Source organism: Alteromonas sp. CyTr2 (assembly GCF_947311905.1).
GTDB lineage: Bacteria > Pseudomonadota > Gammaproteobacteria > Enterobacterales > Alteromonadaceae > Alteromonas > Alteromonas macleodii.
In genome coordinates this window covers 1-18,792 of sequence record NZ_CAMZMZ010000004.1, presented here as the reverse complement: position 1 = coordinate 18,792, position 18,792 = coordinate 1, and the positions used below count along the sequence as shown (strand labels likewise).

Annotated in this window: 12 protein-coding genes and 1 pseudogene; 11 read left to right on the top strand and 2 right to left on the bottom strand. The window is 45.1% G+C overall.

What is annotated here, in order from left to right; translation table 11 throughout:
• The first annotated feature begins 300 nt into the window (after positions 1–300).
• The 8 genes from QME20_RS03825 to QME20_RS03790 all read left to right on the top strand — a co-directional run bounded on the left by QME20_RS03825 (position 301) and on the right by QME20_RS03790 (position 11,065).
• Complete coding sequence (locus QME20_RS03825) at positions 301–3,081, top strand: hypothetical protein (protein WP_020742896.1); 2,781 nt, start codon at positions 301–303, stop codon at positions 3,079–3,081.
• Positions 3,082–3,198: 117 nt separating this feature from the next.
• Positions 3,199–5,847, top strand: a complete 2,649-nt coding sequence (locus QME20_RS03820) for a TonB-dependent receptor (protein ID WP_012517276.1) — start codon at positions 3,199–3,201, stop codon at positions 5,845–5,847.
• A 176-nt stretch (positions 5,848–6,023) separates the two neighbouring features.
• Positions 6,024–6,782, top strand: coding sequence for a DUF3450 domain-containing protein (locus tag QME20_RS03815; protein ID WP_014948287.1), 759 nt, complete (start codon positions 6,024–6,026; stop codon positions 6,780–6,782).
• 13 nt (positions 6,783–6,795) lie between these two features.
• Positions 6,796–8,160, top strand: a complete 1,365-nt coding sequence (locus tag QME20_RS03810; protein WP_239218744.1) for a MotA/TolQ/ExbB proton channel family protein — start codon at positions 6,796–6,798, stop codon at positions 8,158–8,160.
• A gap of 2 nt (positions 8,161–8,162) precedes the next feature.
• Positions 8,163–8,681 carry a MotA/TolQ/ExbB proton channel family protein gene (locus QME20_RS03805; RefSeq protein ID WP_071958574.1) on the top strand — a complete coding sequence of 173 codons (519 nt, stop codon included), beginning with the start codon at positions 8,163–8,165 and terminating at the stop codon, positions 8,679–8,681.
• A 32-nt stretch (positions 8,682–8,713) separates the two neighbouring features.
• The gene (locus QME20_RS03800; protein ID WP_014948289.1) at positions 8,714–9,121 is read left to right on the top strand and encodes a biopolymer transporter ExbD; all 408 of its coding nucleotides are present in this window, start codon (positions 8,714–8,716) and stop codon (positions 9,119–9,121) included.
• A 3-nt stretch (positions 9,122–9,124) separates the two neighbouring features.
• Positions 9,125–9,733 (top strand): energy transducer TonB, encoded by a 609-nt coding sequence (locus tag QME20_RS03795; protein WP_061439560.1) that lies wholly within the window; start codon positions 9,125–9,127, stop codon positions 9,731–9,733.
• A gap of 6 nt (positions 9,734–9,739) precedes the next feature.
• Positions 9,740–11,065 (top strand): tetratricopeptide repeat protein, encoded by a 1,326-nt coding sequence (locus QME20_RS03790; RefSeq protein ID WP_061439561.1) that lies wholly within the window; start codon positions 9,740–9,742, stop codon positions 11,063–11,065.
• A 348-nt stretch (positions 11,066–11,413) separates the two neighbouring features.
• On the opposite strand, the gene QME20_RS03785 is transcribed toward QME20_RS03790, so the two are convergent.
• Entirely contained in the window at positions 11,414–12,982 is a 1,569-nt protein-coding gene (locus tag QME20_RS03785) for an AMP-binding protein (RefSeq protein ID WP_049587062.1), read from the bottom strand.
• 112 nt (positions 12,983–13,094) lie between these two features.
• Complete coding sequence (locus tag QME20_RS03780) at positions 13,095–13,568, bottom strand: hypothetical protein (protein ID WP_231514250.1); 474 nt, start codon at positions 13,566–13,568, stop codon at positions 13,095–13,097.
• 117 nt (positions 13,569–13,685) lie between these two features.
• Here QME20_RS03780 and QME20_RS03775 point away from each other — a divergent pair, with 117 nt between their 5' ends.
• The 3 genes and pseudogenes from QME20_RS03775 to QME20_RS03765 form a co-directional block, all read left to right on the top strand.
• The gene (locus QME20_RS03775; protein WP_049587063.1) at positions 13,686–14,912 is read left to right on the top strand and encodes a PQQ-dependent sugar dehydrogenase; all 1,227 of its coding nucleotides are present in this window, start codon (positions 13,686–13,688) and stop codon (positions 14,910–14,912) included.
• Positions 14,913–15,311: 399 nt separating this feature from the next.
• Positions 15,312–18,122, top strand: coding sequence for a bifunctional aconitate hydratase 2/2-methylisocitrate dehydratase (locus tag QME20_RS03770; protein ID WP_239241691.1), 2,811 nt, complete (start codon positions 15,312–15,314; stop codon positions 18,120–18,122).
• A gap of 236 nt (positions 18,123–18,358) precedes the next feature.
• A pseudogene (locus QME20_RS03765) lies at positions 18,359–18,792 on the top strand (transposase); the annotation flags it as partial.

The window sequence follows — 18,792 nt, the reverse complement described above, 5'->3', positions numbered from 1 at the left end:
CAAAAGAGTATATTGACGAAAACTGACTAATTGGGATTGAAAGAAGGGGGCGGTTGACAAAAAATAGAGTCTACGTTCGGTCAATAAATTCAGGTTTTTACCAATTAAGTTTTGGAAAAATATACAAAAAACAAATCCCCAGTTGCCAAAGTAAGTCTTCTAAACGTTTTTTAAGCCCAAAATTGAACTTTTTCTATGAAACTTTTGTTACAGCGACTTAATGTAACAAATGTGTCATCTACCTCAGTTAAAGTTTCCGCGTTTTCAAAATCCATAACTATACCGTACCTGGAGAAACACATGGAACTTAAGCAACTTTTCAAGGCTTCAGCTATTGCTACTGCACTTGTTCTAGCAGGCTGTGGCGGCGATATTAATATCAGTGAAGGTGATATTGATAACAGCGTAACTAATAATAACGGTGGAAACACTGGTGGCGATACTGGTGGCGATACTGGTTCAGATGATACAGCTCCAGGTGAAGTAAGCTCTTTCCTAAGTGGTGAAGTTTCTGATGCGTTCGGCCAGTCGGTTGAAGTACGCGTTCTTTCTGGTCGTTTAACAGCTGATGATGCTGACGATCAAGGCGTTATCACGCTAACTAATGACACAGTGTGGGCACTTGAAGGTCCAGTATTTATTGGTAACGACAAAGCAGACAGCGTAACGCTAGCAATCGAAGAAGGTACAGTCATCTTTGGTCGCACTGGTGCAGATTACCTTGTAGTTAGCCGTGACTCTAAAATTGAAGCAGAAGGTACAGCATCTTCTCCAATCATCATGACTTCATTCAATGATGTTGTAGGCGACGAAGTTGGTGCTGGTCAATGGGGTGGTGTGGTTATTCTTGGTAACGGTACATCGACTAAATGCCCGCAAGACGGTTCTGATTGTGCGCTTCAGGTTGAAGGTGCAGAAGAGGGTGCAGTATTTGGTGGTACAGACGATACAGACAGCTCTGGTATCCTTAAATACGTAGTAGTGAAATACGCTGGTTTTGAAATTGCGCCAGACAACGAACTTAACGGTATTACGTTTGGTGGTGTTGGCTCAGGTACAGAAGTTGATTATGTACAAGTACACAGCAACGCTGATGACGGTGTAGAATTCTTCGGTGGCGCGGTAAACGCGAAACACTTAGTTTTAACAGCTAACCAAGATGACTCAGTAGACTGGGACAACGGTTATAAAGGTAAGCTTCAGTATGTTTATGTTCAGCATGCCGCTGACAACTCTGACGCAAACCGCGGTATTGAAGGTGACGGCGACGGTGGTGACGGTCTAGAATTCTCTAAGCCAATGCTCGCTAACATGACAGTTATCGGTAACACTTTCGACACTGCTGACGCTGACTCTGAAGGTCTTCTACTTCGCGACCAAACTGGCGCAAACCTAATGAACTTCCTAATCACTGGTCCAGAAGCAATGGGCGAGTGTTTAGAAATGGACACAGACGAAACGGTTCAAGCTAACCTTTCTGACGGTGATCTAACCATGACTTACTCAGCGATTGCTTGTTCTGAGCCGTTCAACACGCCAGAGGGTGCAGTAGACCTTGAAACATGGTTCACAGGCCAAGAAGGTAATCAGCTAATCGCATTTGAAGACCGTGCAAATCTTGGTCTTAACCCAGACGGTACACTTACAGCAGAAAGTGCGCTTCTTACTGCTGGTGGCGACGCATCTACATTGCTTGATACTTTCTTTGAAGCAAACACATTCATCGGTGCGATTGGTGAAGATGACTGGCGTCAAGGTTGGGCTTTTGGTTTTGGTGGCGGTAACATCGAACTAGCACAATCTGCTTCTGGCTGTCCATCAGGTACAACGTCAATTACGCCAGTAGACGGTTCAACTACTACGTGTGAAGTGTCTGGTACTATCACGTCTGACCTAACGCTTACAGAAGGTAATTTCTACGCGCTTTCAGGTGCAGTATTCGTAGGTGGTGATAAAGAAAACAGCGCAACCCTTACTGTTGAGCCAGGCGTAACTGTTTATGGCGCATCTGGTAATGACTACCTAGTAATTAGCCGTGATTCAGAAATCAATGCAAACGGTACTGCTGAAAACCCAATTACTTTCACATCACGTGACCACGTTGTTGGCGGTCTTGAGGCGGGTGAAGCGGGACAATGGGGCGGCATGATCGTTCTAGGTAACGGCGAATCTACTAAGTGTCCTCAAGACGGTACCGATTGTTCACTTCAAGTTGAAGGTGCACAAGAAGGTGCAGTATTCGGCGGAACTGACAACACAGATAGCTCTGGTACTCTTCGCTACGTTCGCGTAATGCACGGCGGTTTTGAAATTGCACCAGATAACGAACTAAACGGTATTACGTTTGGCGGTGTGGGTTCTGGTACTACTGTTGAGTATGTACAAGTTCACAAAAACGCAGATGACGGTGTTGAGTTCTTCGGTGGTGCAGTAAACGTTAAGTATCTTACGCTAACAGGCATTCAAGATGACTCAGTAGACTGGGATAACGGCTACGTAGGTAAGCTTCAGTTTGTACTTGTTAAGCACGCTGAAGATAACTCTGATGCTAACCGCGCAATTGAAGGCGACGGTGACGGCGGCGACGGCACAGCGTTCTCTAACCCAATGGTTGCTAACATGACTATCATTGGTAACGAGTTCGACACTGCTGATGCAGACTCTGAAGGTGTTCTACTTCGCGACCAAACTAATGCACAACTTTACAACTTTGTTGTAACTGGTCCAGCGGGTATGGGTGAGTGTTTTGAAGCCGACTTAAGCGATGGCGATACTACGCTACTTGCTAACATGGATGGTACCAACACGCCTCAGCTTACTTTTGAAACATCTGTACTAGCGTGTGCTGAAAACATCAAAGACTCTGGCGACTTTAGTCAAGAAGATTGGTTCACTGCGCAGGCAGGTAACAGCCTACTTGATAACACTGCAACAGTACTTAACGGTATTTACACAGTAGATGCAACAGTAGCGACTGACGTATCTACGCTAGACAGCTTCTTCTCTTCAGTAGACTTTATCGGCGCAGTTAAAGACGCTGATAATGACTGGACTGCGGGATGGACTGTTGGTCTTGAATAAGACACAGTTCGCATAGCTAAAAACAAGCAAGTGCGTTGCAACAGTGGCGCACTTGCTTTTAAGTTTGTAAGACACGAATTATTTTCGTGAATGTATTCCTTTCTAAAGAGGTTCATCATGAACAGACCTGCTAACAGGTTTCTTCTAAAACCCATCAGCCTAGCCGTTGCAGCGAGCATTGTGCTTCCAACGTCTATGGCTTTCGCTCAATCAAATGAAGAAGAAGTGATTGAGGAAGTTGTCGCTACCGGTACGCGCCTTAAGGGCACGGCAACGGCAGTAATGGAAGAACGAAAAAATCAAGCTTTCGTAGCTGACATCATGGGTGCTGAGCAGATCGCTCGTACTGGTGACAGTGATGCTGCGGGTGCACTTCGCCGTGTAACTGGTCTAACACTGGTAGATGGTCGTTTCATCTACGTTCGTGGTCTTGGTGAGCGTTACTCATCAACACAATTAAACGGCGCAATCGTGCCAAGCCCAGATCCAACGCGTAACGTAATACCTCTCGACTTGTTCCCGTCGAGCATTATCGAAAGCCTTGCGGTTCAGAAATCGTATTCACCATCTATGCCCGCGGCATTCGGTGGTGGTAACGTAAATATCCGATTGAAATCTATACCTACACAGCGTGTTTTCAACGTATCAGCTGCGGTTGGTATCGATACGGAAAACTCTGGTGATGTGTTAGATTATGCTGGTGGTGGTCGCGATTGGACAGGTGAAGACGACGGTACTCGTGGCGTTTCAGCGGCTATTCAAGAACGTTGGGATTCAAAAAATTTCTTAGACGATCTTGAGCCAGAAGAAGCATTGGAACTGTTCAAAGGTGTTAATAGAGAATACGGGCTAGAAAGAGAGTCTGCCGATCCTGACATGCGCGTGAATGTCACTTATGGTGACAGCTATGATTACGATGAAGACTGGCGCTTTGGCTTTTTGGTAACTTCACGTTATTCAGCCCAAACCCGCTCTTCTGAAGAATACGAGCTACAAGACCCTGACTTAGTCGGCGATGACATTATCAATGTACGCTTCTTTGACGATATCCAAGGTACAGAGCAAACGGTGACTTGGTCTTCACTATTAACACTAGGTGTAGACTATAACCGTCAACATCGTATTGATTACAGCCTTATCGTGCTAAACGATACGCGCGACGAAATCCGCGAGATGTTCGGTAATACTGAAAACCTAAACCAAGCAGAAGGCTTGCGTATTAGAGATATTGATGTTCAGTACGAAGAACGCTCGCTATATACCAATCAGCTTAAAGGCCAGCATACCATCCCAGAGCTAAACTTCATGGGTATTGACTGGACATACTCATTAGGCCGCTCGGTACGCTATGCGCCAGGTAACTTCAATGCACGCTTCGTTATGGAAGATGTGAATGAAGATGGTATTTTTGACGATGAAAACGAAATCTTCTTATCTGATGCACAAACTGCTGCTCGTTATACTTTCCAAAATCTTCACGACCGCTTGGAGAACTTTGGCTATAACGTGACTTACCCAATGACAATGGGTAAGTGGGAAACTGAGTACAAAGTGGGTGCAAGCTTTGTAACCAAAACTCGTACTGCAGAAAACCGCCGTTTCGATATCAATACGTTAGGTGTTGAAGACCGTTCAATATTAGATGGTAACGACTTTAGCGAAATCTTCAGCGACAGCGTTTTAGACACCTTGTCTTTGTCTAGCCGACCTATCATTCGTGATACGACTATTGCTGGTGATGACTATGTAGCGGGTCAGAAAATTGATGCGTACTATCTAGAAGCTGATTTCTTCTATGACAACAAATGGCGCTTCACTGGTGGTGCTCGTTATGAAGACTTCCGTCAGGTAGTGGCGCCATTAGATCCGCGTACAAACCAATTTGACTTGAGTGACGAAGCGGATCGTTCACAGTTAGCGTTTCAAGAAGACGGGTTCTATCCAGCGCTTGCTGTAACTTACTTCTTAGAAGACGATATGCAGTTAAGAGCGAGCATAGGTCAAACAGTTGTGCGTCCGGATCTTCGTGAAGTGTCATCAGCAACTTACCTAGACCCATTAACTAACTTCCCGATTGCGGGTACACCTGGTGTAAGCACAACAGATATCATTAACTATGATTTACGTTGGGAATGGTACCGTGAAGCAGGCAACAACGTATCGGTAGGCTTATTCTACAAAGATATGGAAGCGCCAATTGAATCGGTACAATCTCCAGCTCAGGATGGTCCACCGCTAATTCGTATCGCTAATGCAGAATCTGGTGAGGTCTATGGTGTCGAAGTTGAATTCCTTCAAGACTTGGCCTTTATTGGCGACGGTATCTGGGACAACTTGTTTACTACAGGTAACATCACTGTCAGTGATTCTGAAATCGTGTTAGATCGTCAGAATATTGTTGAGCAAACCGGTGTTTCTGCGGCGATTACTAATGTTGAGCGTCGTATGACGGGTCACTCTCAGTATGTACTTAACATGCAGTTGGGTTATGACTCAGATAACGGTGAACACTCTGCCTCACTCGTCTACAACGTATTTGGTGAGCGTATTCTAATTCCCGGTATCGACGGTTTCGACGATAACTTCGAACAACCATTCCATTCACTTGATATGGTGTACAAGTATTACCCAGACTTTAATAGCACTGTCACATTACGCGTTCAAAATATCCTAGGTGAAGATCGTGAAATTGAATTCAATGATACGTTGCTTAGGTCGGAGACAAGGGGTACAGGTATTAGGTTGTCATATAAATATGACTTCTAAACCTTAACTTATTACAGAGGCCGCTAACCAGCGGCCTTTTTTATGTGCAATAGATGACACTTTTGGTCTATTTATGACAGTTTCGTAATAAAACTGTCACAGAAAACTCCTATCCTACGCGCAGAAATTTATAGTCGGATACAACCGATTTCTTTTAACTTTAAAGGTTTGAATGTATGAAGCTTATCAATGCCTTGCTTGTGGCAGGTGCGCTAGCAGCGACACCCGTGCTTGCACAAGACGATGAAGTCTTAAAACCCGTTGTCGATGAGGCAGCGAAAATAAACGAGTCAGCGGCGAAATCGCAAGAAAAGATTAACGGTATTACCGATCAAATCGACAGCAAACTTCAACAGTTCAAAACTTTGATGAAAGAAATCGAAGGCCTTGAGGTTTATAACACTCAGCTTCGTAAGCAAATCAATAACCAAGAACAAGAAATGGCAGATCTAAATGCTGCTATCGATGAAGTGTCTGTTGTTGAGCGTCAAATCACGCCACTAATGATGCGCATGATTGACGGCCTAGAGCAGTTTGTTGCGCTAGACGTACCATTCCTTCCAGAAGAGCGCGCAAATCGCGTTGCTGACCTTCGCGCTATGATGGACCGTGCCGACGTTGCTGCGTCTGAGAAATTCCGCCGCGTAATGGAAGCGTATCAAGTAGAAATGGACTACGGCCGCACTATGGAAGCGTACAGCGGTATTCATTCAATTAACGGTCAAGAGCGTGACGTTGAATTCCTACGCCTTGGTCGCACAGCGCTAATTTATCAAACACGTGATGCAAGCATGCAGGGTGTTTGGAACAAGCAAACTCGTCAGTGGGAAGAGCTTGATAGCAGCTACCGTACACAAATTACAAAAGGTCTGCGCATGGCGAAGAAGCAACTTGCACCAGACTTGCTAATGCTGCCAGTGGCAATTACAGACTAAGAGGTTGATGAGAATGTTTAACACAGTAAAACGTATCGCTGTTGGTCTAGCAGCCCTTAGCATCAGCGTTGGTGCTTTCGCACAAAGCGACCGTGCCATGGACTTAGACGCACTTCTTAAGCAACTAGAAGAAGGTCAGTTCGCACAGTCTCTGCAAAACAAACAGCGTGAGCGTGATTTCCAAGCGCAACGTGCAGAGCAAGATCGCATTCTTCGCGAAACTCGTGAGAAGCGCGACCAGATGCTTGCGCAATCTGAAAAGCTTGAAACTCAGTTCGAAGAAAACGAATTCAAACTAGCAGATCTTAACGGTGCACTAGACACACGTCTTGGTTCACTTAAAGAGCTATTCGGTGTACTTCAGCAAATCGCTGGCGACACCAAAAACAAATTCTATAACTCAGTGGTTTCTGCACAAATCCCTGGCCGTGCTGACTTCCTTGATAAAATGGCACAAGATATGGGTTCAAGCTCAAAACTTGCATCAATTGAAGAAATTGAGCGCGTTTGGTTTGAAATGCAGCGTGAAATGACTGAAGCCGGCAAAGTCACTACGTTCAAGACAGACGTTGTTGAAGCTGGCGGTGAAAAAGTGAATAAGTCTGTTGTTCGCGTAGGTCCTTTTGCACTTGTTGCTGATGGTAAATACCTAGAATACAACGGTGTAACAGGTACGGTGTCTGAACTTGTACGTCAGCCTGCTGACCGTTACATGGACTCTGCTGCTGAACTACAAGCATCAAGCGGTGAATTAGTACAGTTCGGTATCGACCCAACGGGTGGTTCAATCCTAGGTCTTCTTGTTCAAGCGCCTAACCTTCAAGAGCGTGTAGAGCAGGGCGGCGTAGTAGGTTACATCATTCTTATCGTTGGTGCGTTCGGTCTTCTACTTGCCCTTGAGCGTCTTGTAACGCTGTCGCTTATTCGCATGAAAGTGAACAAGCAACTTAAGAGCAAAGAAGTTAACACTAACAACCCGCTTGGCCGTGTACTTAAAGTACGTGACGAGCACCCAGACGCTGACGTTGAAGCGCTTGAACTTCACCTTACAGAAGCGATTTTAGGCGAAGTGCCTAAGTTAGGTCGTAACCTGACTATCATTAAGATTATTTCTGTTGTAGCACCGCTTATGGGTCTACTAGGTACGGTAACCGGTATGATTAACACCTTCCAGGCTATTACCCTGTTTGGTACAGGTGACCCGAAACTGATGGCAGGTGGTATTTCAACTGCACTTGTAACAACGGTACTAGGTCTAGTTGTAGCGATTCCAATGACACTGCTTTATGCAATGCTTAACACACGTTCTAAGAACATTGTGTACATCCTACAAGAACAGGCGTCTGGCGTAATTGCAGAGCGCGCTGAGCGAGGCTAATCATGATCGAGTTTCTAGAAGCAATTCGCGATTTCACAGAAACGGGTGGCCAGGTTCTCCTGGTCATCGGTCTGCTGATATTCGTTATGTGGCTTTTGATCCTCGAGCGTGCGATGTATCTGATGGTTTGGCACAAGCAAGCCAAGAAAGAAGCGATAGCAATGTGGACAGCACGTACCGATCGCTCTTCTTGGTTCGCAGAGCAGGTTCGTCAGAAAACAATTTCACAGTTAACCATGCGCCTAAACGGCAGCATCCCAATTATCCAGTCACTGGTTGCGCTTTGTCCGCTGCTAGGCTTGATGGGGACGGTTACCGGTATGATTGAAGTGTTCGATGTAATGGCGATTGCGGGCTCAGGTAATGCTCGTTCAATGGCGTCAGGTGTATCGAAAGCCACTATCCCCACAATGGCGGGCATGGTTGGCGCACTTTCAGGCGTATTCGCCGCTACCTGGTTAACTCGTATGGTGAAATCAGAACGCACGCATCTTGAGGATGCATTGATTATTCAACGTTAATGCTAGCTAAGCGTTAAGGTAAGGTATTTATTATGAAGCAGCACTTTCAAAACTTAGTCGATGAAGAAGAAGCAGCCATCGACATGACGCCCATGCTGGACGTCGTATTTATCATGTTGATCTTCTTTATCGTGACTGCGTCATTTGTGAAAGAAGCGGGTATCGATGTTAACCGTCCTGAAGCAGCCACTGCTGTGAAAAAGGACCGCGCTAATATCCTTATCGCTATTTCAGATAAAGGCGAAATTTGGATTAACAAACGCCGTATCGACGTTCGCGCAGTACAAGCGAACATTGAGCGTCTTCGCGCAGAAAACCCACAGGGTTCTGTTGTAATTCAGGCTGACAAAAAAGCCACAACAGAAACACTGATTAAGGTTATGGACGCGTCGCGAGCCGCTGGCGTTTACGATGTTTCGATTGCAGCCCAAGAGCAATAAATCATGCCACGATATTTAATCGCATTTGTTATTTCCCTTGCGATCACGTTAGGCCTGTTCTTCTTGATGCAATCGCTTATCAAGATGGGTGGCAGCGCACTAACTGAGCCGCCTAAGGGAAGCGTGCTTGACTTCGTAAGGGTTAAGCAGGATGAACAGGTTGAGAAAAAAGATCGTAAGCCGAAGAAGCCACCTAAGCCTGAAGAGCCGCCACCGCAAATGGAGCAGCCTCAAATGGACTCGCCTTCTCCGGATGCAGAAGGTACGTCGATGGACTTTGGTGCTGAAGTAGGAGACGACATCTCGTTAGAAGGCGGGTTGGCCCTCGAATCCGGTGACGGTGAATATCTTCCTATCGTTAAGGTTGCGCCAGTTTATCCAAGGCGTGCTCTTCAACGGGGTATTGAAGGTTTCGTTATTGTTGAATTTACAGTAACCAAGCAAGGCGCTGTGCGCGACCCAATTGTTGTTGAAGCTAACCCAGAAGGCATATTTGAACAAGCGGCCATTGATGCGGCGATGAAGTTTAAATATAAGCCTCGCGTGGTTAACGGCGAAGCAACAGAAGTGTCTGGTGTGCAAAACCGCATTTCGTTCCAAATTGACGGGTAACAGAACATGATGAGAAAACAGACGAATACATTGCTTAGTGCACTGGCGTTTGCATTTGCATCGGCCACGGTATCTGTACCTTCTATGTTGGTTGCTAGTGACGCTGTTGCGCAAGAGCAAAAAGCGAGCGAAAAGAAAACTCGTCGTGTGCCTACATTGCGCGGCAAGGTTTACGAGCAGCTGGCTCGTGCACAAACAGCGGCAGATGAAGCGGGTAATGTTGAAGAAGCTATCTCTATTTTGAAAGAAGTAGAAGATAAGTCTGATTCTATGAACGCCTACGAAAAAGCCATGATGTACAACTTTTTCGGCTTCATTTATTACAACAACGAAGACTATACAAAGGCGTTAGAATCGTTCGCGAAAGTCGTAGAGCAACAGCCTATTCCTGAAAAGTTTGAAATGACCACGCTTTTCAGTTTGGCTCAGCTTAACCTTATGCAAGGTAATTACGACGACACCATCACTTATTTGGAACGTTGGGAAAGCCTAAATACAGGCCCTGTACCGGTTAAAAATAAAGTGATAAAGGCCCAGGCGTACTACCAAAATAAACAGTACGACGAAGCTGCAATGTGGATTTCTGAAGCCGTTGCCGATCACGAAGCAGAAGGCATGATCCCTGATGAAGGGTGGTTAATTCTTCAACGTGCTATTTTTTACGAACTCAAGCAGCCTCAAAAGGTTAAAGACGTTCTTATTAAAATGGTGAAGTTGTTTGACGAGCCTAAGTATTGGATCCAGCTAGCTGGTATGTACGGTGAGCTAGGCGAAGAGCGCAAGCAGTTGGCTATCATGGAAACCGCCTATCAGCGCGGGTTCGTTAATACATCTGCTGATGTGTTCAATATGGCGCAGCTTTATTACTATCATCGCGTGCCATACAAAGGTGCCAAGTTGATGGAGCAGGCGATGAACGACGGTGTGCTGGAGAAAAACTTGCGCAACCTTAAGTTCTTAGGTCAAAGCTGGTCGCTAGCCAAAGAGCAAGACAAAGCCATACCCGTTATGATGCAAGCTGCTGAACTGTCTGAAGACGGTGAGTTAGATGCACAGTTAGCGCAAATTCTTCTTAATGAAGAGCGTTTCGACGATGCAATTGCTGCGGCAGACCGAGCGGTTGAAAAGGGCGATTTGAGAAACCCTGGTTTGGTTTACCTGATTAAAGGCATGGCACTTTACAACAAGAAGCAATATGCCCTTGCGCTTAATCAGCTAGCTGAAGCAGAAAAGCACCAAAAAAGTCGTGCTATGGCACAGCAGTGGAAGCAGTTTGTGCAGGGCGAAAAGCGTCAGGCAGACGCCATTGCAGCTGAGCTAGGTACAAGTTAAAAATCGTACTTTCGTTAATACATCATTTAAAAGGGTCGAATAATATTCGACCCTTTTTTATGCGCTAGGGAAAAGCACTTTGGGCTTCGTCGTACGCTTTTTGGAGCTTTTGTTCTGATATATCGGTGGCAATAGCAATTAGGTGGTCTACCCGCGGCGACGACTTGATGACGGGAACCAGAGTGGTGAATACGTACCAAGGCTCGCCCAACTTAGTCAGACTATGTACTTCGCCTTGCCAGGTTTGCCTTGAGATAGTGAAACAAAAATATCTGATTTTTCGATGGAAAACGCGTAAAACTGGGTATTAAGCGCCGCGCTGAATGTGCGGCGCAAGTGGGGGAGTCATTAAGCCGAACGAAGCTCTCTACGTAGAATTTTTCCGACGGTAGATTTTGGTAGCTCGTCAAGTATCGTGATCGACTTAGGGATCTTGTAATTTGTGAGGTGCTGTTTACAAAAATCAATGACGTCTTGTGTTGATACATCGCTTGAAACAGTAATAAATGCACACACTCGCTCACCGGTCTTTTCATCGGGTTTACCCACAACTGCGGCTTCCATCACGCTAGGGTGCGTTGTAAGAACATCTTCAACCTCGTTTGGATAGACATTAAACCCAGAGACAATAATCATATCCTTTAAACGGTCTACAATTTTAATTGCCCCAGACTCGGTGCGAATGCCAATGTCCCCGGTTTTAAAGAAGCCATCTTGGGTCATGACTTTGGCAGTTTCGTCGTCTCGGTTCCAATAACCCAGCATAACCTGAGGTCCGCGAACTGCAATTTGCCCTGACTCGCCTTCGGCCACCGGCTTATCATGGCTATCCAGTAACGCAACTTCAGTGCCTTCTAGTTCGTGCCCCACCGTGCCAATCTCTTCTTTACCTGGAATGTTAAAAGATACAACTGGCGCAGTTTCTGATAGCCCATAGCCTTCGGTGATGGTGTTCCCGGTTACGTCTTGCCAAATGGATACTGCGGCTTGAGTAAGTGCGGTGCCGCCAGACATCGTGAGGTGTAATTTAGAAAAGTCTAACTTTGCAAATTCAGGGTGTCTTCCAAGACCAACAAACAAGGTGTTGATCCCCATGAATGCTGAAATTTTATGGGGCTTGAGTGTTTGAATGAAACCGTCGATATCCCGCGGATTGGGTATAAGAATTATCTGAGTACCTTTGGCAAAGAGCGCCATCATTCCAACCGTAAATGCATAAATATGATAAAGCGGTAATGGGCATACCAATACTTCTTCACCATCTTTGAAGCCCTCACCAATACGGTCGAGCATTTGGATGCAGTTAGCTAAAACGTTTTTATTACTTAAGGCTGCGCCCTTCGATACCCCTGTAGTACCACCGGTGTATTGCAACATGGCGAGTTCATCTAGAGCAATAGAAGGACGTGCAAATGCAGGCAGTGTATTGCCTAGCTCCACTGCTTGTGTGAATGAAACCGTACCTTCAAGGTTTGGTGCAGTGTTAGGGTCTAAAAGCTCTGTTGCCGACGTGGTGATAACGGTTTCGATACTAGTATCATCTTTTATGCTAGTGAATTTGGGGAGCAAATCACCCAGAATAACCAGAGCTTTCGCGCCACTATCAGTGAACTGGTGCTTCATCTCGCGTTCGGTATAAAGCGGGTTTGTATTTACTACAACAAGGCCTGCGCGTAAGGCAGCATAAACAACAATAGGGTTTTGAATTAAATTAGGAAGTTGTATGGCGACTTTGGTACCAGGAGACAATTTAGCTTCGTGAACAAAGTAGCGGGCTAACGCTGATGACTTACGGTCTATCTCGGCAAATGTAAGTGTTTGTCCAAGCGCCGTATACGCTGGCCTGTCGGCAAATTTTTGCAAAACGCTTTCAATATAATCGGCTAAGCAGGTCACGTTATCAGGATAAGTTATCATGTTGCTTGTTCCTAGTAGGGCAAAGTAAAAAGGGTGTTTATGCCTTACAGTAGCAAACTTAACTTTTCATTTACATTAGGGTTGGGTTATTTAGTATTATAATTTTTAGTTATTAATTTTTTGTAGAACTATTACTTAAGTAACTATATAGCCCACCAGCACAGATGCCTGCCATGCATTGTGCGGAAAGTCCTAAGGTAGTGCGAGCGCCTGCAATTAGGGTCACATTCAATATGGGCTGCATGGCAATGAGCATTAATAAGAACGACAGGCCTCCCGCTATTGTGAAAAGAATAAATCGGGTACGGTTGGAAGAGCCACTAGCATTTTGATTAAGACGCCTAACAATGAAATGTGTCGCCAAGAACGCCAACAATAAGGTAACAGCAATAATCACGCCGTAAGTAGGCAAAAGGCCTAGTGCATCTTGCCATATCATGAAAAACCAATCGCTTGGATTCATATCAACATCAATTCGAATGAGTCCGATTAAAACGGCACACGAGTGAAACGTACTTGCTAGTAGAAAGCCGACGGCCCATGATGGTAAAAAATGGAAAATAGTGCGTCGTATTAGGTTGTTCATTTTTGTAGTCCAAGATTTGTCGCACAGTGCATTAGAACAAAACTCAACAGGCCTCAAATGGTTTGAGCGTGGCAATAGGGTATACCATAGTATGTTAAGTAAAAGAGGACAATCACAATGAGGTCATGGCGTACGATGATCAGTTTACTGGCTTTTTCTTTACTGGGAGCTGCTTTGGCTCCTGCTTTTGCCGTAACTACGGCCTCTGAACTCACTCAAAAGCACGCATCTAATACTGAGCAACGTGAAGCAGGTAGCTCAAATCTAACGGCCTATGAAAATTTCGACCAGCATGTCATGACAGAAGATATCGCTACCTCACTGGCGTTTCCCAAGGCCTTAACGACGGTTATTGATAAGGCTCAGGCAAGCACCCATATATTGATAGTAACGCGAGATGGTGAGCTGGTAATTATTGACAATAAGGGGGAAAGTGCGCGGTTTTCTTTAATGCTCGATGACTTGTACACTAAAGGGCAAGGAGGCGTACTCGATCTTCTTATACCCTCGCAATTCCCTGAAGACAGAACCGTGTTGCTGAGTTATTCCAAGGGGAGCGATAGTGCAAACCGTCTTGCCATAGTAAAAGGACAGCTTTCCCTTACTTCTGGCATTACTAACATTCAGCCAGTGTTAGCACTGGCACAAGCCAAAGACACGCCTGTGCACTACGGTGGGAAACTGCTTCAACTAGAGGGCAGTGCTTTAAACACAAAACAGGGCTTTTTGGTTACGACAGGAGATGGCTTTGATTATCGCGAGCAAGCACAAGTTATCAGTTCACAACTAGGAAAAGTGCTAGGGTTTACAATAGACGGCAAGCCGTTGGCCAACTCTCCTTTTCCTGATAACCCCTTTATTTTTAGTATTGGACACCGCAATCCCCAAGGGCTTGTAAAGGGGAGTGACGGCAACCTGTTTTTGCATGAGCACGGCCCAGATGGCGGTGATGAAGTAAACCTTTTACAACAAGGCGCAAATTATGGTTGGCCAGTTGTTACACTAGGCAAAGACTATTCCGGCGCTAGAATTTCGCCTTTTTCGACCTATCCGGGTATGACTGGCCCCATTGTAGACTGGACACCTTCTATAGCGCCATCTTCCATGATCTACTATTCCCATGGGCGTTTCCCGATGCTAGCTAATACGTTACTTGTTACCAGTTTGAAAGCCAAAGCTTTGTATGCGGTTAGAGCCGTATCGAACGAATATATCTCTACAAAAATGTTTGAGGGACCTGGGGAACGGCTGCGGGATATTGCGCTTGATCATCAAGGTAACCTGCTTCTTTTGACCGATGGTGAAAATGGAAGAGTGATCGAAGTATCGCCAAGAGGAAATTAGGCACAGAAAACATTAATAAATGAAATTTTGTTTCAAAATTGATGGTAATTTGTACTGGTAGCACCATAAATAAAATGAATGTCTGTCATAAGTGCAACACTATTATTTATCTTTATTGGTCAAACCATTCAAGCTAAATATTGTCATTGATTTCAAATGGTTTGCTTCTAACTGTCTGAAATGGTTAGTTTAATTTTGCTTTTAATTAAAATTCGTTTTTCTAGTAAAAATGTAATTGCTTTAACACAACGACAGTTTAGGCGGGTGAATACCTAACTGTTTACTTTCAGTCATTACGTAACCGCTAAAAATCGGTTAAAATATCCCTCATTTTTATATGCGTATAGCTAAGACCGACTTAACACTACGCCCAAGTAAAACTAAGACCGAGAGAACTATATGAGTTTGTATTCAGAATATCTGGCAGAGATCGAAACCCGTAAAACGGAACTAGGTCTTAACCCTAAGCCAATCGACAGTGCAGATCTGCTGTCTGAAATTATTGCTCAAATTAAAGATACAACAAACGAGCATCGCGAAGACTCTCTAAAATTCTTTATCTATAACACGCTTCCAGGTACTACACCTGCGGCGGGTGTTAAAGCACAATTCCTAAAAGAAATTGTACTTGGCGAAGAAAAAGTAGAAGAAATTACCCCTGAGTTTGCGCTTGAACTACTTTCACACATGAAAGGTGGTCCGTCTGTAGAAGTACTACTAGACCTAGCACTTTCTGATGACGAAGCGGTTGCTAAGCCTGCGGCAGAAGTATTGAAGACTCAAGTTTATCTATACGAAGCTGACACTGAGCGTCTTGAAAATGCATTCAAAGCTGGCAATGCTATTGCTAAAGACGTACTAGAAAGCTACGCAAAAGCTGAATTCTTTACCAAGCTTCCTGATGTTCCAGAGAAAATTGAAGTTGTGACTTACATCGCCGCTGAAGGTGATATCTCAACTGACCTTCTTTCTCCAGGTAACCAAGCGCACTCACGTGCCGACCGTGAACTTCACGGCCAGTGCATGATCTCTCCTGAAGCGCAGCAAGAAATTGTTGAACTTGGTAAGAAGCACCCGAATGCTAAAGTGATGCTTATCGCTGAAAAAGGCACAATGGGTGTAGGTTCATCTCGTATGTCTGGTGTTAACAACGTTGCACTATGGGCAGGTGAGCCAACAAGCCCTTACATTCCATTTGTAAACAAAGCGCCAATTGTTGCTGGTACTAACGGTATTGCGCCAATCTTCCTTACTACCGTTGACGTAACCGGTGGTATTGGTCTTGACCTTAAGAATTGGGTTAAGAAAACTGATGAAAACGGTGAAATCGTTCGCGATGCAAACGGTGACCCAGTACTTGAAGAAGCTTACTCAGTAGCAACTGGTACTGTACTAACTATCGATACTAAGGCGAAGAAGCTTTACAACGGTTCAGAAGAACTTGCTGACGTATCTGCATCATTTACTCCTCAAAAAATGGAGTTCATGAAAGCCGGTGGTTCTTACGCAGTTGTATTCGGTAAGCAGCTACAGTCTTTCGCAGCACGTACTCTAGGTACAAAAGCGCCAGCCGTATATGCAGCGTCGAAAGAAGTGTCTCACGAAGGCCAAGGCCTAACAGCGGTTGAAAAAATCTTTAACCGTAATGCAGTTGGCGTAAATTCAGATGCTCCGCTTCATGCTGGTTCTGACGTACGCGTTAAAGTAAACATTGTAGGTTCGCAGGATACGACTGGCCCAATGACGTGCCAAGAGCTTGAGTCAATGGCCGCTTCAACGATTTCTCCTGTTGTAGATGGTGCTTACCAGTCTGGTTGTCACACGGCATCAGTATGGGACAAAAAAGCACAAGCTAACATTCCTAAGCTTATGTCGTTCATGAACAACTTTGGTGTAATCACTGCACGTGATCCTAAAGGCGTTTACCATGCAATGACTGACGTTATTCACAAAGTGCTTAACGACATTACAGTAGACGATCGTGCCATTATCATCGGTGGTGACTCGCACACGCGTATGTCTAAAGGTGTAGCATTCGGTGCCGACTCAGGTACGGTAGCACTAGCACTTGCAACGGGTGAAGCGGCAATGCCAATCCCTGAGTCTGTGAAAGTTACTTTTAAAGGTAGCATGAAAGAGCACATGGACTTCCGTGACGTGGTTCACGCGACTCAAGCGCAAATGCTTAAGCAATTCTCTGGCGAGAACGTGTTCCAAGGTCGTGTAATTGAAGTTCAAATCGGTACTCTATTGGCTGACCAAGCATTCACATTCACTGACTGGTCTGCAGAAATGAAGGCGAAAGCATCAATCTGTATCTCAAATGACGAGACAATGATTGCGTCGCTTGAACTTGCTAAGAGCCGTATCCAAATCATGATCGACAAGGGTATGGACAACGAAGCGAACATGCTTCAAGGCCTAATTGACCTAGCTGATAAGCGTATTGCTGAAATCAAGTCTGGTGAAGAGCCAGCGCTTGCGCCAGATGACAACGCGAAGTACTACGCAGAAGTGGTTATCGATCTAGATCAAATCGACGAGCCAATGATTGCTGACCCAGACGTAAACAACGAAGACGTATCTAAGCGTTATACCCACGACGTTATCCGTCCAGTTTCTTACTACGATGGTAAGCCAGTAGACCTAGGTTTCGTTGGTTCTTGTATGGTGCACAAAGGCGACATGCAAATCATCGCACAAATGCTGCGTAACCTAGAAAAGCTTAACGGTTCTGTTGAATTCAAAGCGCCACTAGTTGTAGCTCCACCTACATATAACATCGTTGACGAGCTAAAAGCGGAAGGCGATTGGGACGTTCTAGCGAAATATGCAGGCTTCCAGTTCGATGATGCTAAGCCTAAAGAAGCGGCGCGTACTAAGTACGACAACATTCTTTACCTAGAGCGTCCTGGATGTAACCTATGTATGGGTAACCAAGAAAAGGCTGAGCCAGGCGATACAGTTATCGCGACATCTACACGTCTTTTCCAAGGTCGTGTTGTAGCTGACTCTGCTGAGAAGAAAGGTGAATCACTACTAGGCTCTACGCCGCTAGTAGTACTTTCAACGGTTCTTGGTCGTTTCCCAACGACAGAAGAGTACAAGCAAGCAGTTGCAGGTATTGACCTAACTAAGTTTGCTCCACCTTCTGAAGACTTGGCAGTTAAGCCTAAGTTCGAAGCAAATGTAGCCGTTAAGCGCGTATAAGTACTTAACGCTTTCAAACGCCCCAACCTCGGTTGGGGCTTTTTTGTACCCAAATAATGGGGTCAGAGTACATTAATAGGGTAATAAACCCATCGGTAGCCAACTTGAATAATGGGGTCAGAGTCTGAGGTATCCCCACAAATAATATAACGATATCAGCGAGATAAAAAAGATAGGAACATTCATGACGTTTGGTGATCAGATCAATCGCCAAAAATCACCGAGGCCAAACAGCCATGAATGCTCTATCTATTGTGAACAATGTCGTATCGCTTGTCAGCTACAATATGCATAAAACTCGTCTAAGTGCGGTCACGGCGTGCGTCAAAAGTCTGCTTAATGGAAGCGCTGCGACCGTAACCAGCATAGGTCGAGGAATTAAGACTAAAGCCTTTGAAAAACATCGGATTAAACGTGCTGACCGCTTGCTCTCAAACCCGCATTTAGTAAGTGAAACACCGCTCATCTATGCATCTATATGCCAACTATTTTGCGGCAACACAACACGCCCTGTTATCTCAATCGACTGGTCAGATTTAGACGACCGTAAAGCGCATTTTCTTTTACGCGCGGCAATATCTTTAAAAGGTCGGCCCGTCACACTTTATCAAGAAGTGCATTGCAACAAGACCAAAGAGAAACCAGCCACCCACAAAGCATTCTTAAAGAC

Excerpts from the sequence above, each read along its gene's own strand:
- QME20_RS03825 (WP_020742896.1), top strand. The coding sequence starts at position 301 with ATGGAACTTAAGCAACTTTTCAAGGCTTCAGCTATTGCTACTGCACTT.
- QME20_RS03820 (WP_012517276.1), top strand. The coding sequence starts at position 3,199 with ATGAACAGACCTGCTAACAGGTTTCTTCTAAAACCCATCAGCCTAGCC.
- QME20_RS03815 (WP_014948287.1), top strand. The coding sequence starts at position 6,024 with ATGAAGCTTATCAATGCCTTGCTTGTGGCAGGTGCGCTAGCAGCGACA.
- QME20_RS03810 (WP_239218744.1), top strand. The coding sequence starts at position 6,796 with ATGTTTAACACAGTAAAACGTATCGCTGTTGGTCTAGCAGCCCTTAGC.
- QME20_RS03805 (WP_071958574.1), top strand. The coding sequence starts at position 8,163 with ATGATCGAGTTTCTAGAAGCAATTCGCGATTTCACAGAAACGGGTGGC.
- QME20_RS03800 (WP_014948289.1), top strand. The coding sequence starts at position 8,714 with ATGAAGCAGCACTTTCAAAACTTAGTCGATGAAGAAGAAGCAGCCATC.
- QME20_RS03795 (WP_061439560.1), top strand. The coding sequence starts at position 9,125 with ATGCCACGATATTTAATCGCATTTGTTATTTCCCTTGCGATCACGTTA.
- QME20_RS03790 (WP_061439561.1), top strand. The coding sequence starts at position 9,740 with ATGATGAGAAAACAGACGAATACATTGCTTAGTGCACTGGCGTTTGCA.
- QME20_RS03785 (WP_049587062.1), bottom strand. The coding sequence starts at position 12,982 with ATGATAACTTATCCTGATAACGTGACCTGCTTAGCCGATTATATTGAA.
- QME20_RS03780 (WP_231514250.1), bottom strand. The coding sequence starts at position 13,568 with ATGAACAACCTAATACGACGCACTATTTTCCATTTTTTACCATCATGG.
- QME20_RS03775 (WP_049587063.1), top strand. The coding sequence starts at position 13,686 with ATGAGGTCATGGCGTACGATGATCAGTTTACTGGCTTTTTCTTTACTG.
- QME20_RS03770 (WP_239241691.1), top strand. The coding sequence starts at position 15,312 with ATGAGTTTGTATTCAGAATATCTGGCAGAGATCGAAACCCGTAAAACG.